The organism is Nitrosovibrio sp. Nv4 (assembly GCF_900215485.1).
In the GTDB taxonomy this organism is placed as follows: domain Bacteria; phylum Pseudomonadota; class Gammaproteobacteria; order Burkholderiales; family Nitrosomonadaceae; genus Nitrosospira.
Genome location: NZ_OCMZ01000001.1, coordinates 259,646 through 283,322 on the forward strand (window position 1 = coordinate 259,646; position 23,677 = coordinate 283,322).

The 23,677-nt window shown below is 52.9% G+C and carries 22 protein-coding genes and 1 pseudogene; 14 read left to right on the forward strand and 9 right to left on the reverse strand.

The features are described from left to right. Positions 1–82 precede the first annotated feature (82 nt). Together CRO05_RS01120 and queG are read right to left on the reverse strand one after the other, a co-directional pair. Complete coding sequence (locus CRO05_RS01120; protein ID WP_097065462.1) at positions 83–706, reverse strand: XrtA/PEP-CTERM system exopolysaccharide export protein; 624 nt, start codon at positions 704–706, stop codon at positions 83–85. Between the two features lie 431 nt (positions 707–1,137). Next, a complete protein-coding gene (gene queG, locus CRO05_RS01125; protein ID WP_097065463.1) occupies positions 1,138–2,250 on the reverse strand; it encodes a tRNA epoxyqueuosine(34) reductase QueG in 1,113 nt (370 codons plus the stop codon). A 63-nt stretch (positions 2,251–2,313) separates the two neighbouring features. Here queG and tsaE point away from each other — a divergent pair, with 63 nt between their 5' ends. After that, on the forward strand, positions 2,314–2,787 hold the full coding sequence (gene tsaE, locus CRO05_RS01130; protein WP_235001234.1) for a tRNA (adenosine(37)-N6)-threonylcarbamoyltransferase complex ATPase subunit type 1 TsaE: 474 nt from the start codon (positions 2,314–2,316) through the stop codon (positions 2,785–2,787). A gap of 56 nt (positions 2,788–2,843) precedes the next feature. After that, a complete protein-coding gene (locus CRO05_RS01135; RefSeq protein ID WP_235001332.1) occupies positions 2,844–4,097 on the forward strand; it encodes an N-acetylmuramoyl-L-alanine amidase in 1,254 nt (417 codons plus the stop codon). Positions 4,098–4,462: 365 nt separating this feature from the next. Here CRO05_RS01135 and CRO05_RS01140 read toward each other — a convergent pair whose 3' ends face one another. Together CRO05_RS01140 and CRO05_RS01145 are read right to left on the reverse strand one after the other, a co-directional pair. Further along, positions 4,463–5,002: an NUDIX hydrolase gene (locus CRO05_RS01140; RefSeq protein WP_097065465.1), complete on the reverse strand. Its 540-nt coding sequence runs from the start codon at positions 5,000–5,002 to the stop codon at positions 4,463–4,465. Between the two features lie 127 nt (positions 5,003–5,129). After that, a complete protein-coding gene (locus CRO05_RS01145; RefSeq protein WP_339389821.1) occupies positions 5,130–6,290 on the reverse strand; it encodes a GNAT family N-acetyltransferase in 1,161 nt (386 codons plus the stop codon). 102 nt (positions 6,291–6,392) lie between these two features. Between CRO05_RS01145 and CRO05_RS01150 the strand changes: the two genes are divergently transcribed. The 4 genes and pseudogenes from CRO05_RS01150 to CRO05_RS15765 form a co-directional block, all read left to right on the forward strand. Continuing rightward, positions 6,393–8,009 carry an NAD+ synthase gene (locus CRO05_RS01150; protein WP_097065466.1) on the forward strand — a complete coding sequence of 539 codons (1,617 nt, stop codon included), beginning with the start codon at positions 6,393–6,395 and terminating at the stop codon, positions 8,007–8,009. A 109-nt stretch (positions 8,010–8,118) separates the two neighbouring features. Beyond that, the gene (locus tag CRO05_RS01155) at positions 8,119–8,457 is read left to right on the forward strand and encodes a P-II family nitrogen regulator (RefSeq protein ID WP_097065467.1); all 339 of its coding nucleotides are present in this window, start codon (positions 8,119–8,121) and stop codon (positions 8,455–8,457) included. A 187-nt stretch (positions 8,458–8,644) separates the two neighbouring features. Further along, a complete protein-coding gene (locus tag CRO05_RS01160; RefSeq protein ID WP_159462682.1) occupies positions 8,645–8,863 on the forward strand; it encodes a transposase in 219 nt (72 codons plus the stop codon). Between the two features lie 143 nt (positions 8,864–9,006). Further along, a pseudogene (locus CRO05_RS15765) lies at positions 9,007–9,210 on the forward strand (IS21 family transposase); the annotation flags it as partial. Between the two features lie 18 nt (positions 9,211–9,228). Here CRO05_RS15765 and CRO05_RS01165 read toward each other — a convergent pair. From CRO05_RS01165 to CRO05_RS15410, 4 genes are all read right to left on the reverse strand, one after another. Beyond that, on the reverse strand, positions 9,229–10,476 hold the full coding sequence (locus CRO05_RS01165) for a PEP-CTERM sorting domain-containing protein (protein WP_235001235.1): 1,248 nt from the start codon (positions 10,474–10,476) through the stop codon (positions 9,229–9,231). 358 nt (positions 10,477–10,834) lie between these two features. After that, positions 10,835–11,026, reverse strand: coding sequence for a hypothetical protein (locus CRO05_RS15265; RefSeq protein ID WP_143860874.1), 192 nt, complete (start codon positions 11,024–11,026; stop codon positions 10,835–10,837). A 343-nt stretch (positions 11,027–11,369) separates the two neighbouring features. Then, complete coding sequence (locus tag CRO05_RS01170) at positions 11,370–11,843, reverse strand: hypothetical protein (protein ID WP_097065470.1); 474 nt, start codon at positions 11,841–11,843, stop codon at positions 11,370–11,372. Positions 11,844–11,845: 2 nt separating this feature from the next. After that, positions 11,846–11,989 carry a hypothetical protein gene (locus CRO05_RS15410; protein ID WP_159462683.1) on the reverse strand — a complete coding sequence of 48 codons (144 nt, stop codon included), beginning with the start codon at positions 11,987–11,989 and terminating at the stop codon, positions 11,846–11,848. Here CRO05_RS15410 and CRO05_RS15415 point away from each other — a divergent pair. The 8 genes from CRO05_RS15415 to CRO05_RS01200 all read left to right on the forward strand — a co-directional run bounded on the left by CRO05_RS15415 (position 11,982) and on the right by CRO05_RS01200 (position 19,254). Beyond that, complete coding sequence (locus tag CRO05_RS15415) at positions 11,982–12,203, forward strand: hypothetical protein (RefSeq protein ID WP_159462684.1); 222 nt, start codon at positions 11,982–11,984, stop codon at positions 12,201–12,203. The genes CRO05_RS15410 and CRO05_RS15415 overlap by 8 nt on opposite strands. Positions 12,204–12,449: 246 nt before the next feature. Further along, on the forward strand, positions 12,450–14,099 hold the full coding sequence (locus tag CRO05_RS01175; protein ID WP_339389822.1) for a M48 family metalloprotease: 1,650 nt from the start codon (positions 12,450–12,452) through the stop codon (positions 14,097–14,099). 25 nt (positions 14,100–14,124) lie between these two features. Continuing rightward, positions 14,125–14,325: a hypothetical protein gene (locus CRO05_RS15275; RefSeq protein ID WP_143860875.1), complete on the forward strand. Its 201-nt coding sequence runs from the start codon at positions 14,125–14,127 to the stop codon at positions 14,323–14,325. A 42-nt stretch (positions 14,326–14,367) separates the two neighbouring features. Further along, positions 14,368–15,528, forward strand: a complete 1,161-nt coding sequence (locus CRO05_RS01180) for an efflux RND transporter periplasmic adaptor subunit (RefSeq protein WP_097065471.1) — start codon at positions 14,368–14,370, stop codon at positions 15,526–15,528. Next, the gene (locus CRO05_RS01185; protein WP_097065472.1) at positions 15,528–16,301 is read left to right on the forward strand and encodes an ABC transporter ATP-binding protein; all 774 of its coding nucleotides are present in this window, start codon (positions 15,528–15,530) and stop codon (positions 16,299–16,301) included. Before CRO05_RS01180 ends, CRO05_RS01185 begins: the two co-directional genes overlap by 1 nt. Continuing rightward, positions 16,298–17,521: an ABC transporter permease gene (locus CRO05_RS01190; RefSeq protein WP_097065473.1), complete on the forward strand. Its 1,224-nt coding sequence runs from the start codon at positions 16,298–16,300 to the stop codon at positions 17,519–17,521. Before CRO05_RS01185 ends, CRO05_RS01190 begins: the two co-directional genes overlap by 4 nt. A 114-nt stretch (positions 17,522–17,635) precedes the next feature. Continuing rightward, on the forward strand, positions 17,636–18,103 hold the full coding sequence (locus CRO05_RS01195; RefSeq protein WP_097065474.1) for a GyrI-like domain-containing protein: 468 nt from the start codon (positions 17,636–17,638) through the stop codon (positions 18,101–18,103). Between the two features lie 218 nt (positions 18,104–18,321). After that, positions 18,322–19,254, forward strand: a complete 933-nt coding sequence (locus tag CRO05_RS01200) for a hypothetical protein (RefSeq protein ID WP_097065475.1) — start codon at positions 18,322–18,324, stop codon at positions 19,252–19,254. Positions 19,255–19,373: 119 nt separating this feature from the next. Here CRO05_RS01200 and CRO05_RS01205 read toward each other — a convergent pair whose 3' ends face one another. Continuing rightward, the gene (locus CRO05_RS01205) at positions 19,374–23,471 is read right to left on the reverse strand and encodes a CheR family methyltransferase (RefSeq protein ID WP_097065476.1); all 4,098 of its coding nucleotides are present in this window, start codon (positions 23,469–23,471) and stop codon (positions 19,374–19,376) included. Positions 23,472–23,677: the final 206 nt, after the last annotated feature.

Sequence of the window (23,677 nt, forward strand, 5' to 3'; positions counted from 1 at the left end):
GGCGCAAAATTGCCAATCGCTAGGAATAACATTGTTGCGAATGAATGTTGTAGTAGTGCCATGGTATACAAACAGATTGAAATCAGAAGAAACTTTCCGGAATGACAAGAACGTCCCCCTGACGCACTGGAACGTTAGCCGTGATATCGCCATCTCTGATCAGATCGTCCAAACGGACGCTAAACTGCTGCTGTTTCCCGTCTACGTTGCGAACGATTCTGGCCTTGTTGCCCGCGGCAAATTCCGTTATGCCACCGACCTCGATCAGAACATCCATCAGCGTCATTTCTTCACGATATGGCAGCGCCTGGGGTTTAGTAGCTTCCCCGATGACGCGGACCTGCTCCGTGTAGGGTCCGACAAATTCTGTCACGATAACCGTCACAACCGGCTGCTGGATGTACTTTGACAATGCAGCTTCGATGTCGCGGGCCAGCTGTGTTGATGTTTTCCCGCTTGCCGGCAAATCCTCCACCAGCGGGGTGGTGATTTTCCCATCCGGGCGAACGGGCACCGCCATTGAAACTTCCGGGTTGCGCCAGACGATAATATCCACGTTGTCGCCAGGCCCTATGAGGTAATCGTGAGCGAGATACTTGTCGTCAGCAGAAAGGGGGGGGAACGTTTTACAGCCGCTGAGGGAAAGGATAGGTACGATAGCAAAACAAGCCAGCCACTTGAGAGTACCGAGATGCAGAGCGTTCACTGAATTTCCTTTTTTTGTTTATTGAAGATGCCGGGTTACGCGGGCAGATTGGTTTTACGGGAAATAAGATGCTATAAGTCAATTTCTCTGTCAAGACAGTATGATTGGAAACGCAACGTGCTACCCGCCAACGTATAGCACCCGATTCAGCTTTTTTTTAATGCCCGCATAATAGCATCTTACACAGTGTCAGCAAGCCCATACATGACGCCCGGATTTCTAATCCAAAAGGTCCCCTTCAGGTATAGCGTATGAGCAAATCATTCAAGTTGACGATTCTTTGAGTGAATGGTATTCGCATCGTATCAAGTTCGGCAGCCGCCGCAAATTGGACCTTAGTACAGCTTCCTCTTCGTTGTCTGTTAAATGCCGTACACAGCGCAGCTTTTTTTAACTCCAGATTGCCTGTCGCGCTTTTGAGCCTGAAACGGCTAACTGGACCGCCTTTCGTGCTGCTCCAGCGCCCATTGCACATGTTCGCGGACCAGCGGCGAAACATCTTCGCGGCGCTCCTGCAGCGCCGCAATGACGGCTTGAGAGGATGGCGCGTTGCCCAACCCTACCGCCAGGTTACGCAACCACTGTTCATAACCTATGCGACGGATCGGACTGCCGGCAAGTCTGGTGTCGAATTCTTCCCTGTTCCAGCCAAATAGTTCGACCAGGGATGCATCGTCCAGCCCATTTCGTACCGAAAAATCATTTTCAGCCGTGATCGATGCGTATTTATTCCATGGGCAGATCAATTGGCAGTCGTCGCAACCATATACCCGATTGCCGATCAATGGGCGCAACGTTTCGGGAATACTCCCCTTAAATTCGATCGTAAGATACGAAATGCAGCGTGTGGCGTCGAGCCGATACGGGGCAATAATCGCCTGTGTGGGGCAGATATCGATGCACTTGGTGCAGCTCCCGCAATAGTTCCCCACGAGGTCGTCAACCGGTAACGGTAAATCAGTATACATTTCGCCCAGAAAGAACATTGATCCCGATTCGCGGGTTAGCAACAGCGTATGTTTGCCACGCCAGCCGAGACCCGATTTCTGTGCCCATTCCACTTCCATTACCGGTGCGCTATCGGAGAATACGCGGTAATTGGAATGACCTGTTTCCGCCACAATTTTATCGGCAAGTTTCTGCAAACGCCCGCGCACCACTTTATGATAGTCCCGCCCGAGGGCATACCGGGAAATGAACGCCTTTTCGCCATCCTGGATCACCTGCCAACTGTCTCTGGCTGAGGATGGCATATAATTCATGCGGGCTGAGATCACACGCAGCGTGCCGGGAACAAGCTCGGCCGGGCGACTACGCCGTGTACCATGCTTTGCCATATAATCCATCTCGCCGTGATAACCGTTGCTCAGCCATTCAAGCAATCCGGATTCGGCCTGCATCATCTCGGCGCCGGCATCCGCAATACAAATATCCTGAAAGCCGAGTTCCTTACCCCAGGCTTTGATCGTCCCGGCTAACTGGATGAAATCAAGAGCTCGGTCAGGGGGATTTTGTAACGGATCTTTGGAGGTTTTTTCTTGCATAGTTCACATAATACCGGCTCTGTCACCACACATCACCTTAATCGTCATCAGTTTAAATGCACCTTGGCCAATGAAGCGGCGACCTTGGCGCTTGGCGCTGAAATCGCGAGTACATTGCATCCCGGCCTTGTCATTTTCCTTAGTGGCGATCTTGGCGCCGGCAAAACGACACTGGCGCGAGGCATCCTGCGCGGCCTGGGTTATCAGGCAAAAGTAAAAAGTCCCACCTATAATTTGATTGAACTTTATAAAATTTCTAGGTTATACTTCTATCACTTTGATTTCTATCGTTTCAATGACCCTATAGAATGGGAAGAAGCAGGTTTTCGCGAATATTTCAACGCGGACTCGATCTGTCTGGTGGAATGGCCGGAAAAGGCGGGCAAATTATTGCCCCCGGCTGATTTAAGATTTGTTTTTCACGTGGCTGAAGCTGGCCGCGATGTTGAAATTGAGGCAGACACGGAGGCAGGCAGACTGTGTTTGAAACAGTGGCAGGCACTAAGAAACAGAAACAGAGGGTCTCAAAACCCCTGAACGCGGCAGCGACCGGTTTCCATAACGTTCGTATCCCATCAATATTCATTATCTGGCTGTTGGCGGCGGCACTGCTGTTTCTGTCCTCCGGCAATTCCGCCTTTGCCGACATCAAGGTCAGCTCTGTCCGTATCTGGCCCGCGCCTGAGTATACGCGCCTCACGCTGGAATCCGCCCGGCCCATACAATATTCGCTCAGCATTATAAAAAATCCGGATCGGGTGGCGATTGATCTGGAGCATGTCGTATTGACGCCGGAGCTTGAAGGACTGCCGGACAGGATAGACGCATCAGACCCGTATATTCGCACCGTGCGTATCGGCCAGTTCAAGCCGGACGTATTGCGGCTGGTACTGGATCTCAAAACCGAGGTCCTGCCCCAGGCATTTGTACTCAAGCCTGTAAGCAATTATGGCCACCGCCTGGTGCTGGATATTTATCCGGTAATACCACCCGATCCCCTCATGGCGCTCCTGAATGAAAATGGCACAGAGACGTTACAAGAGGATGTCAACGCAGACAGTAATGTAAATGTAAAAACCAGGTCTGCCCGAACCAGTGAAAAACCCAAAAAGATCAAACCGGAGATGATACGTCTCATCACCGTCGCCATAGACGCGGGGCACGGTGGCGAAGATCCGGGCGCAATAAGCCGCAGTGGCACACATGAGAAAAACATCACCCTCGCAATTGCCAAAAAACTCAAGGCAAGGATAGACAAGGAGCCCAACATGCGCGCAGCGCTTACGCGAGAGGGGGACTACTTCATTTCGCTGCCGATGCGCCTGGTAAAGGCCCGTCAGTTGAATGCCGATTTGCTGGTATCCGTGCACGCAGATGCGTTTATCAAGCCCCATGCGCGCGGTTCCTCCGTGTTTGCCCTGTCAGAGCGCGGCGCAACGTCCGCTGCCGCTCGCTGGCTGGCAAAGAAGGAAAACGATGCGGATCTGATCGGCGGGGTCAATCTGGATATCAAGGATCCTTATCTCAAGCAAACCCTGCTTGACTTGTCGCAAACAGCAACGATCAACGACAGCCTCAAGCTTGGCAGAGAAGTACTTGCCAAAATTGGCGACATCAACCATCTGCACAAGAATGAGGTGGAACAGGCGGGCTTCGCCGTCCTTAAATCGCCGGATATCCCCTCGATTCTGGTTGAAACCGCATTCATCAGCAATCCGGATGAAGAAAGGAAATTGAAGGATGCCGGGTATCAGGACAAACTTGCCGAGGCCATAGTCGCCGGCATAAAACGTTATTTCGCCGACAATCCCCCGCTGTCACGTTCGAAAATGGTATCGATCGAGTAGAACTTTTCCCTTAACAACTAACGATTGCTGAGGGGCTTCAGGGAACAATCGGCCTCCTGGCGAAGAGAATCGATTGTCCCATTTGCCTCGCTTGCCCCTGTCCTTGGGGAGCATTCCCTCCTCAAGGCCGCTGTCGCGCTCACTGCTGGCAAAAGCAGGACTGATTCAGAAGTTCCTTTAGCCTATAGTTGTGGAGCCGCTTCTACTTCCTGATCGCTGCGTTGAATTACCTGCAACGTTGTTGCGGCTAACGAAGTAACGAAGGTCTTTCCAGACTCGCTACCGGCTGTGTCACTGTACGGGTTAAGAAACTTCCGAAGAAATTGCCCGCGGAGTGAATACCGGGTGTATTGCAAGGGATGCGATCATTTGCGAAACGCTTCTATGGTACCCATGTGAAAGCCCAGCTTTCCCTGGCGCCGCTCCTCAAAGTAGCGCCTCAGGGGTTCGTGGATAACACGGAAAGCCAGCGTGTCCCACGGAATCTCCGTCTCATGGAATAGTTCGACATCCAGGCTTTCAATCCCCGGGCTGAAGTCAAGATCCAGCAGCCGAGCACGGAATAACACGTGGACCTGGTTGATATGCGGTAAATTATAAATGGAATAAAGCTCGCCCATTTCCACCCGCGCGTTGGCTTCTTCCAGTGTTTCGCGTCCGGCGCCCTGCGCGAGGGTCTCCGCATTTTCCATGAAACCCGATGGCACGGTCCACAAACCGTGGCGAGGTTCAATGGCGCGGCGGCATAGCAGTATCCGTTCTTCCCATTCGGGTATGCAGCCCACTACGATCTTCGGATTCTGATAATGAATAACGCTGCATGCCGAACAGACATAGCGCGGCAAGGTATCGCCTTCGGGTACACGCAATTCCACCAAGGTGCCGCAGTTACTGCAATATTTCATTGGAAGGTTATCGGGTAGTTATATTCAAGTGAATATTTGCAGCAGTGTATAAATTTGCGGGCAAATAGGTAAATAGGGTAAAGATACAATCTGCCGAAGCTGATATGCGAATTCAATAATTCGCCAATTACTCCCTCACGTCTTTCCTGAACGGCGAATTATCGTTCAGTTCGTCCAGATAATGATCGATATCTTTCGCTTCCCGTCCCAGATAATTTCCGATCGCAGCAGCGAATTCGGGATGTGCAAGCCAGTGCGCCGACCAAGTGCGGACCGGGAGAAAACCGCGCGCAAGCTTATGCTCCCCCTGTGCGCCGCCTTCGAACAACTTGATACCATTTGCGATACAGTATTCGATCGCCTGATAGTAGCAGGTCTCGAAATGTAACCCGGAAATGAATTCTTTCGTACCCCAGTAGCGTCCATAAAGGGTATGCGAGCTATGCAAATTAAATGCGGCGGCAACAGGTTCGCCATCGCGCAATGCCAGAATCAGCAGCACATTCTCGGGCATGCTTCTGCCAATCCGCGCAAAGAAGTCCAGATTGAGATATGGCATCGAACGGTGATCGTCATATGTCTTGTTGTAGCAGTCGATGAAGAAACGCCAGTGATCATCCCTGATGTCATTTCCCGACAACCATTGAAAACGAATGCCGGCAGCATTAACCTTACGTCGCTCCTGCCGGATTTTCTTGCGTTTGCTGTGGCTCATACCCCCCAGAAAGTCTTCGAAGTTCTCATAATTCACGTCCGCCCGGTTTTTCCAATGAAATTGGATGCCGTGCCGCAATGTCATCCCCGCTGACTCCATTTCACGGGCTTCATGCTCCTGCGGAAAAAGGCAATGGAACGATGAAATCGCAGCTCCCCGGTTTCCGTCCTGTGCCATTCTCAACACAGCCGAGATAAGCAGTGCGCGATGCTCTTCGGTCTTCGCCAGCAGACGCCGTCCCGTTACCGGACTGAAAGGTATCGCGCTCAACAGTTTTGGGTAATAGGCATAACCGTAGCGCCGGTAAGCATCCGCCCAAGCCCAGTCGAATACATATTCTCCATAGGAATGGCTTTTCAGATAAAGCGGTAGCGCACCCTGCAGGATATTTCCCTCCCACAATGTGACAAACTTCGGCGACCAGCCGGTCTGTTTTGAGGCGCACCCGGTTTCATGCAGGGCAGAAAAGAATTCATGCCGCAGGAACGGATCGTCCCCGCCTAGCGCGTTCCATGCCGTGACAGAAATATCCTCAAGCGAATCCACTATTTTTATTGCAAGCACTGACATCATGGAGATTGTCGCGCTTGCCGGCAATCCGCGCAAGGTAGCTCGTTCTGGTATTATTTGGCCAATTTCAACCCGCGAAAGCGGAATCCAGTCCGGCCTCTGACAATGAAGCTCGCCATTGCTCAAATCAACTGTACAGTCGGCGACCTTGGGGGCAACTCCCGCAAGATTCTCGATTATGCCAACCGGGCAAAAAAAGCCGGGGCGAAGCTCATAATTACTCCAGAAATGGCTTTGTCGGGCTATCCGCCGGAAGACCTGTTACTGCGCGATGGATTCCGCCGTGCCTGCAACAACACGCTTGCGCAACTGGCTGCGGAGATAAGCGGACTGACCCTGCTCGTGGGCCATCCTTATCTTGTCGAAGATAAACTCTACAATGCCGCCTCGGTGATAAGCGACGGCAAGATTATCGCCACATATTTCAAGAATGAGCTTGCCAACGATTCTGTATTCGACGAACGGCGTTATTTCGCGCCCGGCACCGATCCGTGTATATTCGACCTGGAAGGAATAAAGTTTGCCGTCAATATTTGCGCCGATATCTGGAAAAAAGACACAGCGGCTTGCGCGAGGGAAGCGGGAGCCAACGTAATCGTAGTGCTGAATGCCTCCCCTTACCACATGCGCAAACAAGCGTTGCGCTATGAGACCGTACGTCAGCGTATCGTCGAAACGGGGCTTTCCATCATTTACGCCAATCTAACAGGCGCACAGGATGAATTGGTACACGATGGTGCGTCCTTTGCAATGAATCGTGAAGGAGAACTGACCCATCAATTCAAGGAATTCGAGGAAACTCTCGGCCTGATCGAATTGCAGGATGGCGCGCCCGTAAGGGGGGAAATGGCGTCTTCGGGACCTCTGGAAGCAAGCGTCTATAAGGCGTTATGTCTTGGCGTCAGGGACTATGTCGGGAAAAATGGGATACCGGGCGTGTTGCTTGGCCTGTCAGGCGGAGTGGACTCGGCGCTGACGATGGTGATCGCCGTAGACGCGTTGGGTGCGGATAAAGTGAGAGCAGTAATGATGCCCTCGCAATTCACCGCCGATATAAGCCTGTCGGATGCGCGCGCCATGGCCCAGACGCTGGGTGTGCGTTACAGCGAGCTTCCGATCGATACGATCTTTGGCCAATACCGGCAAACGCTGGCGGATGAGTTCTCGGGGGCTCCCCATCACAACAGTCCTGATCTCACAGAAGAAAACGTGCAGGCACGCATACGCGGCAACCTGCTGATGGCGCTGTCGAACCAGTACGGCTCCATCGTGCTCACAACGGGCAACAAGTCCGAAATGGCGGTAGGCTACTGCACTCTCTATGGGGACATGGCGGGGGGCTTTGCGGTGCTGAAGGACATAAAAAAAACCCTTGTGTACCGGCTCTGCCACTACCGCAACACATTGGGAAGCGTTATTCCCGAGCGCGTTATCAGCCGCGCGCCGTCGGCCGAGCTGCGTCCAGACCAGACCGACCAGGACAGCCTGCCGCCTTACGACGTGCTCGACATGATCGCCGAAGCTTATGTGGAGCATGACCTGTCGCTGCGGGAAATCCTGAGCACGGACTGCTCAGAGGCCGATGCGCGCCGCGTGGTGCAGCTCATCCGCCAGAGTGAACACAAGCGGCGCCAGTCGCCGATAGGCATCCGTATTACCCATCGGGGCTTTGGCAAGGATTGGCGCTATCCTGTTACGGCAAAATATCGAGACGAGTTTTAGCAAGCGGCAAATGGACCATGAGTCGCGGCCAGGTTTTCAATGTCTCTCGTATTCGTCCATGAAAAAGCGTCCCAAAAATTTATAAGATAGAACCAATCAAAGGAGTTTCATGAAAAAAATCGAGGCTATCATCAAACCCTTCAAGCTCGACGAAGTGTGCGAAGCCCTGAATGAAATCGGCATAACCGGATTGACCGTTACCGAAGTGAAAGGGTTTGGCAGACAAAAAGGCCATACCGAGCTCTATCGGGGCGCCGAATACGTAGTGGATTTTCTGCCGAAAATAAAGGTGGAAATAGTCGTGGTTGAAAAACTGGTGGACAGCGTCATCGAGACAATTATCAACACTGCGCGTACCGGCAAGATTGGTGACGGCAAGATTTTCGTCACTTGCATCGAGCAGGTGGTGAGAATACGTACCGGAGAGACGGATGAAGCAGCCGTCTAGTCCATCTCGTTCGTAATTGCTCTTGCGCGAAGATCACTTGAAGCCAGCACGCATTATTCGAGCCGGCTCTGGCCGGAAGCATCACCGGGGCTTTTTTAAGGGGTGGAGTCGTTAGGATCGCCGACGGCGGCACCTCCGCGAAAATCTTTTCCCCTTCCCTGTCCAGGAGGCGATGCACCGGCGAGCAATGAGCAATCCAGTATGGATGAAGCAGAGGCGCAGTATCGTTGAACATCCCTTTGGCACCATCAAATGGATGATGGGCAATCCCCGCTTTCTTCTGCGTGGATTGAAAAAAGCAAAGACGGAACTGGCGTTGAGCGTATTGAGCTATAACTTAAAGCGCGTCATCAATGTCCAGGGTGTGCACATGCTGCTCAATACCCTGCGGCCATCCTTGGGATGATGGCCTGTTTTTGCAAAATTCCTTCACGCTTCTTGCTCGCCTGGATATTTGGAGGCGAGTTTTTTTCACAGCCTGGGTAGCCAAAAATTTACCTTGGCTGCCAAACTCTGTTAATAGCCAAACCCGCTTCGCGGGGCGGGCTCTATAAGCCGCGCGAGGCGCGGCAACCAAGCTTGAGTCCATTCAAGGACTACATCCTGCAGCGAATGTAGACGACCTTACCCGAGATCATTGCGGCGCCGGCTTTGCTTCGTGAGTTAAAAGCGCAAGGCTATCAGGGCCAACTGCGTAGGGTTCAAGCCTTCATGCAGACGCATCGCCCCGTATCCTCCGTGAGGGTAGTGGTTAGCATTCATTACTTCAAATTAGGCCATGAAACTTACCTTCCTGCGTCGCGCCATGAATCCGATCAAGCCTAAGCCAGCCAGCATCAGGGCATATGATTCAGGCTCCGGAATTGAAGGTACGGAATCGCGAACGCCTGCTACTACTACCTGACCATGATTGTTGACGTCAGCTGCCGCGTGGAGCACAACTGGATCGGGCAAATCCACCAAAGAATTGAGGTCCATCATGCCTTCGCCGTTAGGGCCAGTGATAAAGTAATGGTAAGCGCCAATTCCAGGTGTGAGAGTAGAGCGTCCTAATACCTGTCCCGCATCGTTGATGGCATAGGCAACGCTGTTATCACCACCTAACGTGCCTAGGTCTCTCATCCCCATTCCATCAGGGCCGGTGATGAAGGCACGTTGAAGGCCTTCAGCCGTCCTAGACGTTCCCGTTACCTGCCCAGCATTGTTGATGTCGGAAGCAGAGCTAAATATTCCGCCCAGAGTACCAAGATCCTTCATCCCCGCTCCATCAGGACCGGTGATGAAGGCATGCTGATCCTCGCCGCCAACTGTGCCTATGTAAGAACTTCCCACCACCTGTCCGACATTATTGATGCCATGAGCCGAGCTGCTATCCCCGCCCAAAGTGCCAAGATCCTTCATCCCCGTTCCATCAGGGCCCGTAATAAAGGCATGGGAGTTGGAATAATTTCCACCCGTGACCCAAGAATCTCCCACTACTTGCCCGGTCTCGTTGATGTCAGAAGCATAGCTCTCATGCCCGCCTAGCGTACCAAGGTCTCTCATCCCCATTCCATCAGGACCGGTGATGAAAGATCGCGGAGAATAAAATTGATCACGATATAAATAGTTACCTACAATCTGGCCACTACCATTAATTCCATTACCAAAACTGTCTTTCTCCCCTAAGCTGAGAACAACCGTGCCCACCCCGTTGGGACCGGTAATAAAACTGTGAAAAGTGCGATTCTCATCAGGCGCATACACGTGCCCTGTTACCTGTCCGACGTCATTGATCGCAGAAGGAAAAGTTCCTGAGTCCGCACCAGGTGACCTGACAATCTCAAGTTCAGTGACTTCTCTACTGTCGATATCGATAATATACCCATAGTAATCCGCGCCGAAACATGGAGGCCCAATGCCCAGGCCCGCGCCAAGAATTGTCCCGCTAACGAAGCGGTGAAATTTATGATAACGATTCCTCCTCTTTTTTGTGGCGGCATGGGCAGCAACGGTGCCTTTAAGCAGGGTTGCGGTCAAGATCGATCTGCTGAGAACTGCAGCCAGGACAAATCTACGTACTTTGAAGCAATTGTTAATTATCATTGTGTGCTCCGGCAAGGTGGTGTTTAGCATCCATTGCTTCAAAGTAGGTGATGGAATTCATGTTGTCAATGATCGGAAGAGGCAAGGATTGCCTCACCCACCTCATTCTTGGAGGAAGCTATCTAACCAATAGTCAAAGCTGCAGCTGTCAACAAACCCACGGGGAAATATTTTTCCCTGACAGCCCGCCGCCGGGCCGCGTCAGGACGCTTGGGTTTATTTTATGTTAGGTAGAGTATGGAAACCTGTGGGCGGGGATCTATCCGTCCATCAGGTTGTCCATGGGACGAGCTTAGCCGAATCTCGATTTGCTATTTACGAAAGCTTCGGCTTCAGCTTCCTTGTCCAATGTCGTATCCGTGGAACCCGCAAATTTGTTCCCGGTGAATTCAGGTTGTTCCATGTTGGCGCGAATGGCTGAGGCGACTTTTCCGCCTGGAGTTTGACTAACGCGATTCCTTGTGCCGGCGATCTTTGTCTTCACAACGTCATACTGCCTTTTGCAAGATGCGATCCCATTTCACCTGCAAAGCGCGCGCCTGTCCCCATTGCCTGTCTCAGATCTCCATGGCACTACACCAGATGGGGAACTCCCGCCGCCCTGCCCTCCCCCGCTAAATATCCCTGTTTCGTATTGCTGCGATCCATCGCAACTAGCGCCATGATCCCTAAGAAAAGAACCACCGCCACCCCAATTAGATAAAGGGGTAAATTATTGACGCGGCGCACGCCGCCGCTTGGCATCTGGAGGGGGGAGTTGCCGGAGACATGGGATTGCTCATCTTTACTCCTTGAAAGTCCAGGCCCCCGCGGGCGCGATGGTACCGTTATCCCCCTACGTATGCACGTGCAAGCATGGCGTGTTCGATTTTCACTGTGATTCGGGAGAAACCCGCTGCGGGGGAATGATCAATCGCATAGGGCAGTTCTATGCCTGTCTTGTCTGCTTGTGACTGGACTGGTGTTTTGTCATCGGTTGCCGGCTTTGGCGAAAATGACGCACCGAACGTGTCTTGCTGCAAGATCATGGCAAGGCCGCTCTTTTCAACAACCCTTGATTCGGAAAGCGCATAACCCTTTGCACGCAACTTGTCCGCCAGCAGCGTGCCGAAACTCGTCGGCGCGGAAAATACCAAGTTAAATTGTGTCTTGGCAGGCGGATAAAGGCGCGCAAGCTGATTGGTGGTGTCGGATGCGATTTTTTCATCATGGGAGGCAAACCGCTTATCTCCTTCACTGATGGGCTGGAGGGCACATGCGCCAAGGCTTGCGCATAGCAACGTGATAAGTAGCGAGCGCATGTTTATTGACCCTTCCTGATCGTGACGCGATCCTGACTGGAGCCGACACCGGCGACCAGGATAGCTTTGTCGAAAATGCTGTCCACAATGTAGCGATTGCCTTGTAGACGGTAATTCACCTGAACGGATTCTTCGTCGGTGAACAAACCTCCATCCTTACCACTAGCAGGACAGGGGCTTCGGCCTGATTCATGTCGGCGGCATCTGGATAATGATTTTTACGCCATCGTTGTAGACACGCACTGGCTCCCATGCGGCGTTGGCGCCATCGATCGTATAGTCGAAGTTGAGATCCCCAAGGTATTGGCCAGTACCAAGCAGGATTTTCTTGCCGTGTTAGTCCGGTATTCATGGGCTTGATAATCAGGTGATGCACTTCTTCCTCGCGCGATCCGGTCACTGCCGGCTCGACCGTCCAGCGCGCCACATCCCCAAGCACGAAAATGACGCTCGCAATCCGGGCCTAAAGCGCACACGCAGCTCTTTGATCTGTTGAATATTACCCTTTCCCCGACACCTTCTCAGCTACTCCACAGTCATTCTTCCCTTATTGGGAATGAACTTAGGGGGAATGAACTTAGCCCGGAAAGAGTTATCATATCGGACATGAAAATGCGCTATGTAGCGGCTATGTTGCCAATATTGGTTGCGCCAAATGCTTCCGCCGAGGGGTTTTCCAAGGTCGGCGATGTACGTCGGGCTACCGTTCTGCCAAAACCGGAACGGGAACTCGGCCTGAAAATCATGTCCAGGATTCGTGCCGACCGCAGCTATCTGGAATTGTTTGCGCCGGATGTTTTTGCTAACGACCTGCCTGAACTGGGCGATGCGTCCCAGGCGAGCATTTCGCCGCAACAGGAAAGAGAGCTCGGCCTGAAAATCATGTCGGAGATTCGTGCCGACCGCAGCTATCTGGATGATGCCGAAATAGCCGGATATCTCACCAAGCTCGGCAGCAGGCTGATTCGTCGCTCGAACGAGGCTCATCCCGATCAGGAGTTCGAGTTTTTTGCCCTGCAGGATCCCGTGCTTAACGCATTTGCGCTGCCCGGCGGCTTCATGGGCTTCAACAGCGGCCTTATTCTCGCGGCGGAAACCGAATCCGAGCTGGCAGGGGTGATGGCGCATGAAATCGCGCACGTTACCCAGAAACATCTCGCCCGCATGATTTCCGGGCAAAAATACAGCATGCTAACCTCTCTCGCGGCGGTAGCACTGGCGATTTTGGCGTCGCGTTCCAACTCCCAGGCGGGACAGGCGGTTCTGGTGGCTTCCCAGGCGCGCCAGATTCAATCGCAACTGGACTTTACCCGCGATCATGAAAAAGAGGCCGATCGCATCGGCCTGAGTATACTCGTTAGCGCCGGTCTTGATCCGCATGGGATGTCGGGATTTTTCGAGCATATGCAAAGGGCCTCGCGATTCCATGAGAACGGCGCCCCTTCGTATCTCCGCACTCACCCGGTTACTTATGAGCGCATCGCGGACATCGAGAATCGCATCCAGGACATGCCGTACCGGCAGGTCCCCGACAGTCTCGATTTCCAACTGGTGCAAGCCAAGCTGCGCGCCACCCTCGAGAAGCCCGCAGATGCCATCAATTTTTTCGAATCGGTTTTGCGGGAGGGACGCTATACCAATGAGACTGTGGAACGCTACGGACTGGTCACTGCCCTGTTACGCAGCCGGGATTACATTCGGGCAGACAAGGAATTGGTGCGTCTGTATGACAGTTTGCAGCCTGTTCCCGTGGATGAAACGCTCGAGAATCACAGTCTCGGTGCATCCATTGAGGTCGAAAGTGAAGCAACGCCATCCCATCCCATGATCGAAACGCTTGCGGCTCGCGTCAAGCTCGCTGCCGGGCAGACCAAGGACGCGCTGACCATTTATCAGTCAGCACTGCAAATATTTCCACTAAACAAAGCACTGATCTATGACTACGCTGCCGCGCTACGAGAAACTGGCCGTGCGGAGAGTGCGCTGGAATTCATAAATCAGCAATTGCGATATAGCCCGAACGATGTGCGCCTCTACAAATTACAGGCGCAAACGCACGAAGCGCTTGGAAATGTTCTGGCGCAGCACCGCGCACAGGCGGAAGTCTACACGCGACAGGGAGAATTCCCTGCCGCCATCGAGCAGTTGCAGATTGCGTTAAAAAGCGGCGATGGTGATTTCTACCAGCTGTCCAGTGTTGAAGCGCGTCTCAAGGAACTGCGCGAGCTGGCTGCCAACCAGACCGATGCAAAATAAGCTTCGGTAGCGCTGGAGCTTGCGGATGACAACCTGGCTGTCGGGCCGTGTATCTGCCATTCGTGCCGCTACCGTCCCGGTCTCGTGCGACTGCACAGCTTTCCATTCTCCAAAAGCAATGATCAGCCGCCGCGCCGTATCGGCCGGAAAAATCGGAGCCCATCCGGAGTTCCTGAACTTCTCATACTCAGGTAACATTCTGCCTTTTTGTTTTCATCTGGCATAACTATTTTTCGTTTTTCGGTCACCTCGGTTACTTCAGTTATCTATGGCCCTTAGTCCGCGCACCCGGCTACTCACCCTCATCGCTGCCCTGCTGTTGGCTCCCGCGGCGGGTTGGTGGTATTGGGCAACAAATCCTGAATCCCCTCAGGACCGATATAAGACGCAAGCGGTTGACCGCGGCGATATTGTACAAGTCATTTCCGCGAATGGTACGCTTAACCCCGTGGTACTGGTCAATGTCGGTACCCAGGTATCGGGCACTGCCTACAAGCTGCATGTGGATTTCAATGATCGGGTCGAGGCCGGGCAAATACTGGTTGAACTCGACCCTTCGTTGTTCCAGGCGCAGTTGCGGCAGGCGGATGCGAACGTGGTAAATGCCCGAACCACGCTGAGGCTGGCGAAAAACAAAATGACGCGTAACCGCGCTCTTGTAGAACAGGGCTTTATCTCTCCCGATGCGCTGGATACCGTGGAGCAGCAACTCGAAGCGGCCCGCGCCCAACTTGCTGTTAGCGAGGCGCAGCTTGCGCGCGACCGCACCAATCTCAACTATAGCGTGATCCGGTCGCCCATTTCCGGCGTGGTGATCGCACGCAATGTCGATATCGGCCAGACTGTGGCGGCGAGCTTCCAGACGCCCACCCTGTTTCAGATCGCCAAAGACCTGCGCGAGATGCAAATCGACACCAGTGTGGCGGAGGCGGATATCGGTCAACTGCATCTCGGCCAGGAGGTAAATTTCACGGTGGACGCTTTCCAGGAGCGCGAGTTCACGGGTACCGTGAAACAGGTACGCCTCAACCCCACCATTCAGCAAAACGTGGTGTCATATAATGTGATTGTGGCGGTATCCAATGATGATGGGGTATTGCTGCCCGGCATGACTGCAAATGTCCGCTTTACCGTGAAACAGAAAAAAGACGTGCTGCGAGCGCCAAACGCAGCGCTGCGCTACAGGCCGGCCGAAGCCGATCCGGATTCTGCCGGGGCAATCATTGGTGAACCCGGCAAGCACGTGCTTTACCGGTTGCGGCTGGAAGACGAAGGCATGCCCGTCGCTGTCAATGTCAAGACCGGCACTGTCGATGGTAATTTCACGGAAATCGTGGAAGGCGAGATCAAGGAAGGAGACACACTGATAACCAGGGAAGTCACCGACAAGGAAAAATCCAGCAGTAAACTCAAATTCAAAATGTTTTGATGACACCCCTCCAGAATCCTGCCTCCAATCCCCTGATCAAAGTAGAGAGCCTCTGCAAGATTTATAGCCTGGATAGCGGTGCTGCCGGGAATGGTAATGGTAATGGGAATGGGAATGGGAATAGGAACGGGACTGTCAACAGTCAGGTACTGTTTGATGTAAGCCTCTCTATTCATCGAGGAGAGTTTGTCGCGATCATGGGGCATTCCGGCTCGGGCAAGTCAACGCTGATGAATATACTCGGCTGTCTCGATACCCCGACCAGCGGTCACTATTGGCTCGACGGGAGCGATATCGCGTCGCTTTCGGATGACGAACTTGCATGCGTGCGTAACCGCAATATCGGTTTTGTATTTCAGGGATTCAATCTGTTGAAACGGATGACCGCGCTGGATAATGTCGCGACACCGTTACTGTACGCCGGCGTGAACCGCTCGGATAGCCGAAAGCGCGCACAGGCGCTATTGCATCAGACCGGTCTTGGAAAATTTGCGGCGTATCAGCCCAACCAGCTTTCCGGCGGACAACAGCAGCGCGTCGCCATCAGTCGTGCGCTGGTTAATAATCCGCAGCTCATACTTGCGGATGAACCCACCGGCAATCTCGATACCCAAACGAGTCGCGAGATCATGGAAATATTTCAGCAGCTTAATCGCGAGCACGGCATTACCATTGTGCTTGTCACTCACGAGGACGATATTGCTGCTTGTACCGGGCGGCTGATCCGTTTGCAGGACGGGCGGGTGGTGCATGATGCGGAGGTGCCTGCATGAGCCTGTTGGCCATCATCGGCGAAGCGCTTCGGGCTTTGCGGCTCAACCGCCTGCGTACCGGCCTGACCATGCTTGGAATGATCATCGGCGTGGCCGCGGTTGTGTTAATGCTCGCTATCGGCCAGGGCGCGCAGACCATGGTGAATCAGGCAATAAGCTCGATGGGCAGCAATCTGCTCATCGTCGTACCCGGTGCAACGTCTTCTGGCGCGCTGCGTTCCGGGAGCGGTGCGGTGCAAACGCTGACAATGTCCGATGCGCAGGCTATCGCCAGCCTGCCTTCGGTCAAGGCCACCGCGCCGCTCATCACCGGTACGGCGCAGCTGAATTACGGCGCGAATAACTGGAGCACGGTAGTTACCGGCGTCACGCCCGACTATTTCGAGGTGCGCGAGTGGGCGGCGGAAAGCGGTGCATTATTTACCGAAGCGGATGTACGTTCCGCCACGCGTATCGCCATGCTGGGGCAATTGACCGCGAGAAATCTGTTCGGCGATGAAGACCCGACGGGAAAAATGGTACGCATCAAGAACAGCCCGTTTCTGATTGCCGGCGTGCTAGCCGTCAAGGGGCAAAGTCTGGATGGGCGCGACCAGGATGACGCGGTATTTATCCCCATTACCACCGGGCAGCGCCAGATTTTCGGCAATCAGTTTCCCGGCACGATACGTTTCCTGATGGCGCAGGCCGAGTCGGCAGAGATGATGGAGGAAGCCGAGGCCGAGATGAACCAGTTGTTACGCCAGCGCCATCGCGTCGCTGAAGGTATGGAAAACGATTTCACGGTGCGTAACATGGCCGCTCTCACAGCTGTCGCCACCGGGGCGGCCAAGGTGATGTCCATCATGCTGGGCGCAATTGCCTCGGTATCGCTCCTGGTGGGCGGCATCGGCATCATGAACATCATGCTGGTATCGGTAACCGAGCGCACGCGTGAGATCGGCATCCGCATGGCCATCGGCGCCAACCGCCGCGCCATTCTCCTGCAATTTTTGCTGGAGGCGCTGGTGATCTGCATCCTGGGCGGTCTTGCAGGGATAGCCATCGGCATCGGCGGCGCCTGGGCCGTAAGCGAGGCAGTAGGTATGGTGGTCGTGATAACGTTCGGCACCGTGGTACTAGCCTTCGCCTTCGCCTCCGGGGTAGGCATATTTTTCGGTTTTTATCCGGCGAGAAAGGCTGCTGCGCTGAAACCAGTGGAGGCGTTGAGGTATGAATGAAATCCATGAATCTCGCACCTCCTTGCGTAACATGTAGATGGGAGCTGCTTTGTCATGTAGTCTTACCCGATAAGCTATCCGTTATCGAAAGCGATTGAAGGAGGAGGCATTGCCATGAAACCAAGACTGGTAAACATGAATTCGATGACCTGTGCCGGGTTAAGCAGCGATCTTGATATGCCGAAGGATAAAGATCGGATACCAGCGCTTTGGACAAAACTCAAGTCAAGAATGCCGGAGATAAAGAGTATCTGTGGCCCGGCGATGGGCGTCGTGACCAGGTCCGATAAGTCTGGATGTATCAAGTACTCTGCTTGTATTCAAGTGGCAGATACGAGAAATCTTCCGGAAGGCCTGGAGTTGATTATCATTCCTTTGGGCGACTATGTTGAGTTCGTACATACAGGCCCCGTCTCTACCTTATTCGAGACTTGTGACAATGCGCATCGCTCCTGGTTGCCGGAATCAGGATTTTCACCAGGTGAGGGACCGATGGTGGAGGTCTATCCGGAAAACTTTCGAGGCGATGAGGAAGATGCTGAAATCAAACTGCTATTCTCGGTTAAGGGGACCGGGGAATGAGAAGCTCAAATCCCCTGTTTCTCTTCCTGTTCGAAGATTCGTGAAAAGTCCTGGGTCCTGGACATGGAGGTTTCCGGAAAACCGGGGCTAGCTCAGTCTGTCCCCGGAACCCGAAGGTACGACCCGGAATCAATACTTATCAGAAGAAAGAGAGAAGAAGCGAAAGTAGCAATTGCAGGTCTGTCTACAGTCACTCGCACTTTACAGGACCGACGAATATGCATTTTAACGATGAAGTTACGCCGGCGACAATTCTTGCAGAACTAGTTCGCTATGCAGAAGCCCAGCCTGATGATACCCAAGGCTTTCGCCATTTGAAGCATGGCGATTTGTATCCGCACTTTTACGCTAAAGCTGAACAGGTACTTGCCGCCTTCGATAAATACAGGTCAATAACTTATAACACTCTGAGTGCGGGGGATCGTGGAACAGACATAGTCATACGGTACTCATGCAAGACCATTTCTGATGGTAAAGAGCGGCATATCGCAATTCAGATCAAGTCATTTGATGAATTTGAAAATGATGATGATCTCTTCTCGAAGATCAGCGCCAGAATTTACAATTCAGAGAAAGCCTACGAAACTGCCCTGGAACGATATTATCTGCTGCTTTGCACAGACCAGGGAAAGCATCTTGAAAGGGTTCGAGCTATTTGTACTGAGCTAAAGGAAAATCCTAAAGTCGTCGTGGTCGAACCGCGTAACGCGTGGTTTTTCTTTGCAATGGAAGACGCGATGATAGATGCCGTGTCAGACAGTTTAATGTATCCGGAGGACTACGTTCGACGGCAAGCCAGGGAACAGGTAGCAGGCATCGGCAAAAGAAGGCTTATCCTGTTGTTGTCATGCTTGATCCATGCCATTGAAGAAAAGGGCTGCTTCACTGTTTCCGATGACTTTGTGATGCATAACGATCATGTTCAGGAATTTGAAAAGAACAATCCTGAGGACCATGCCTCGTTATCGGAAGACGTCGTTGCAATGGAGGGAAGATTCTTCTTTCGCGAAGCTGATGTAGCTGGATTTGAAATTTATCAGGACAGTGTGTCCGCTATTGTCGCTCTGTATTATGACGCAAAGGTGCGGTATGGGCATACGGGGGATGAGGCAGTACATTATTTGTCCACGTTCCTGGAGCAAAGTGCCTGATGCCTGGAGCGAGTTGTGGTTTGGAACCGAAGTGATCGAAAATCTGGTCCGATTGCCTGAGAATTGGAAGACTTGGGTGAAACAGGCGGAAACACTCAGTTCGATTGCGGAAACAACGGTTATTCCTGACGCAACGGCGGGAAATGTCGGCATGATTTAATTAATTTATGGATGTCGTCCGGGTTGGTCGGCTTAACCAAATGATGTACGAACCCCGCACTCCTGCTTCGCTCAAGATCATCGGGCTGCCCATAACCGCTAAACGCAATCAAAACAGTTTTCCGGGTCTCGTTCATTTGCTGAAATCGCTTCGCCAACTCCAGTCCGTCAGGTTCAGGCTTGCTCAAATCGAGCAGCGCAACATCAGGTGCGAACGACTTCGCCTCGGCTAGCGCGGACTCAAAATCATAAGCGGTACGCACCTCGTATCCGTAAATTGCCATTAACATCGCCATGGTATCGGCGCTATCCTTGTTGTCATCCACGATTAGAACACGTTCGTTGCCGGGTTCGAGTGATACACTCTTGACTGGCGCGGCAATAGCCGCAATATCGATCAGTGGGAGCCGCAACACGAATTCACTGCCTTGTCCCCGCCCTTTGCTGGATGCCTTTATTGTGCCACCATGCAGGGAAAGCAGCTGGAACACGAGCGCAAGGCCAATGCCGAGTCCGCTGCTGGATTTCCGGGCAACGCGTCCTTCCTGCATGAAGAGCTCGAAAATCTTCGACAGCATCTGTTGCGGTATGCCGATTCCGTTGTCGACGACCGAAATCACCAGCTCATGCCCCTCCCGATGGGTATCGAGCGAAATTTTCCCTCCCTCTTCAGTAAATTTGGTTGCATTGCTAAGAAGATTCTCGACTATCTGAGTAAGGCGAACGGGATCTCCACTGACAAAAAGTGGCTCGTCCTTAATTATGACGATGAGCTGCTGCTTTCGTGCGTCAAATAGCGCCTTTGTTGATTCCAGAGCGTGATGGACGATATCCGCCATATCTACCGTCTCCTTGCGCAACGTAAGGGTCCCTCGTGTGAGTCGCGCAATATCCAGCAGATCGTCTACCAGACGGGTCATATGGTCGACCTGCCTGAGAATGGTTTCCGTTGCCCGCGAAAGACGCTCGTCTTTGCAATCTACGAATTTCAATGCTTCTGCGGAATTGCGTATCGGAGAAAGTGGATTACGAAGTTCGTGCCCCAGTATTGCAAGAAACTCATCCTTGCGCTGGTCAGCATGACGGAGTTGCTCTTCAGCATCTTTGTGGTATTGAATATCAACGCTGGATCCAATAAAGCCGATAAACTTTTCGTTTTCGAATCTTGGTTCCCCGACAAAGCGCATCCAGTGATAGGTATCGTCTGCTTTATGAAGCCTTAACTGGTGATCGTAGCCTTCGCACTTAGTCTCCGCTTGGGAGCATTCCGCGAGATAAGCGGCCAGATCATCTGGATGGATGACTTTATGCCATCCGGTACCGAGCAAATCCTCTGCCAGATGTCCTGTTTCGACAACGAAGCGTCGATTGACGAATTCGAGACTGCCGCCAAAACCGCCAATCCAGATGAACACGGGGGCCGTGTCTGCAAGCATTCGAAAACGCTTCTCGCTGTCCCTTAGCTCCTGCTCGGCTTGTTTAAGTGCGTCGATAGGAACAAAGGTCACGACCACGCCTTCAACACGGTCTTCCTCCACAAGATAAGGTAAAACACGACGCAGGTAAAAGTGTCCATCCGGCGTATGGACTTCATCTTCAGTCACAGAGCGCGAGCGCTGAACCTGTTGTGCCGTTTTGGGGAGGTCCTGCGGCTCGAGCCTCGAAGCGAAATCGCCGATGGGGCGCCCGACGTCGGAAGGAATAAGACTGAAAAGCCTGCGCGAAGCAGGCGTGAAGCGCTTAATGCAAAGCTCCCGGTCCAGGAACAATGTGGGCAAGTCGCTGGCTGCCAATAAGTTGGACAGATCGTCGTTGGCCGTGCGCAGTTCATTCACGGTCCGCTCCATATCACTATTGATGGAATTCAGCTCTTCATTGACCGACTGCATCTCCTCTTTCGATGTTTCCAATTCCTCATTGGCAGACTGAAGCTCTTCATTCATGGACATCGCTTCTTCATTCGCGATACGTAGCTCGACATTGCTTGCTTCGAGCGCCTGAATGGAAGTCTCAAGGTCTTGCCGCGTGATGCGCAGATCGTCTTCAAGCTGCCGTTTTGCCCAAGACTCGGCATCGGCGACCGCTTGATTGGGCTCATTGCTGAGTGCTTCGTATTCGAACGTTACAAGTATAAGTCCGCCATTTTCATCGCCGCCGGCCTTAATGGCTCTGACACGTAATTGGCGGCTTTCCCCTGGCGGTGGGGGAAGGACTATCTCGCCCTTGTTTCCCTCGGCACGAACCGAATGGATCACCGCTCGTAGCGCGATGCGCATTTCATCCGATACCATGGATAGCAGATCCCGGGTCGTTGCGCCCTCCGGCTGCCGCATGAACTCATGGGTAAGCCCGTAGAAATACAATACCTGGGAGTTGTGATCGACCAGCACGGCCGTAGCAGAGCGCTGTCTTAGCAAAAGTTCACGCACCAATTCCGCGTGTGTAACGTGTGCCGGGTGCCCGCCGGATTTGTTCCCCAAACGCGTCGTCGGAGCATCGGTCACCAACGGAAGTTTGACGGGAATTTTTCGCTCCGTAGGCACGCTGCGATAAAGGCGATGCTGCTTATCGAGCGGCGTAAAGAGCTCGTGATGTTCGCCGATGGTTTCGGATTTTCCGAGAAAAAGATAACCTTCCGGGTTTAACGCAAAGTGAAACATCCGCAGAATCTTATCTTGCACGTCAGGCTTCATGTAGATCAGCAGATTGCGGCAACTGACCATGTTTACGTGGGAAAATGGAGGATCGGCCAGGAGATTGTGCTGGGAAAAGATGACCGACTCCCGCAATGCCTTGCGAACCACGAATTGTCCACCTTCGCTTCTGGTGAAATAGCGAGCCAGAAGTTCCGGATTTAACACTCTGGCAATGCTTTCGGGATAACGTCCGGCGCGAGCCACCTCCAGCGCTGATGAGTCGAGATCGGAGCCGATGATGTTCAGTTTGACACTTAATCCCCCCTTGTTCATCAGTTCAAGCAGGGTGATGCCCATACTGTAGGCCTCTTCCCCGGTTGCGCAGCCGGCTACCCAGATACGCAAGGGTTCCTCCGGGAGCACGGTCTCCAATATCCGAGGCAAAATCTGCTGTGCGAGTGCCTGCCATGCCGCCGGCTCACGGAAAAACTCGGTGACTTTGATCAGAAAATCCGCGCCGAGCGCGCGCAACTCGTCAGGGTTTTCTTGCAGGTATGCGATATAGGCTTCCAGACTGGACAACCCATGCAATGCAATCCGACGCTTAGTGCGACGCATGAGCATGCCTTCTTTATACCCGCCAAAATCGCCGTCCCCACGCGCACTCAAAAGATTTAGGACTTCTGCCAATGCTTTTGTATTTTCCGCAGGCGCAGGTAGCTCAGACTGCCATAAAGCTGACTGGTTGATATATTGAATGAGTCTCTCGCCCATGTTTTCGATAGGCAGGACGTAGTCGACCAGCCCGGTGTGTATCGCACTCTCCGGCATGCCGCGATGCTGTGCAGTTTCAGGCAGCTGGGCAATCACCATTCCGCCCGCCGCCTTGATGGCCTTGAGGCCGACGGTCCCATCGTGGTCTGCGCCTGTAAGGACGATACACATCGCCCTCTCCTGTAATTCTTCCGCAAGTGATACAAAGAGTCGGTCAACTGCTCTTGACAGCGGTCGAGGCTGAGGAATTTTCTGAATACGCAGAAATCCTCTGCTAAACGTCAGGAAGTGATTTGGCGGGATTACATAAGCGGTATTTGTTTCAACCGCAACATCGGCAAGAACCTGCACTACTGGAATGGGAGTGCTCTTTGCCAGGATGTCGGCAAGGTGACTAGGACGATCCGGCGCCAGGTGCACGACAACGACATACGAAATGCCGGCATTATAAGGGAGCGACTTGAATAATTTCTGAAGTGCCTCGACACCTCCCGCGGAAGCTCCCACCCCTACAATCGGAAACGAAGGGCCATTTCCGGTGGCGCGATCTTCCGTCGAGCGAGCATCTGGAAGGCCGCTTTCTATGAATTGGGAGCCACTGGGCGGTAAGGCATCTGGAGCAAAGTTTTTTTCGTCAGCTTGAGTCATAAGGTCTCGATGAAAATATCAATCTTCAACACCCAGCTAAAAAAGTATTCAGTTGCATCTATTTCCAGATTGAACAATACCCTCCTTCACACGGTTGTATAGGATGATGAATTTCAGGAATTCTTTATTTCCATTTTAACTGCTACTCCCCTTCACCGTCGGGCTATCCGTCGACCGGTATTGCAGCGATCAAAAATTCGTGCGGT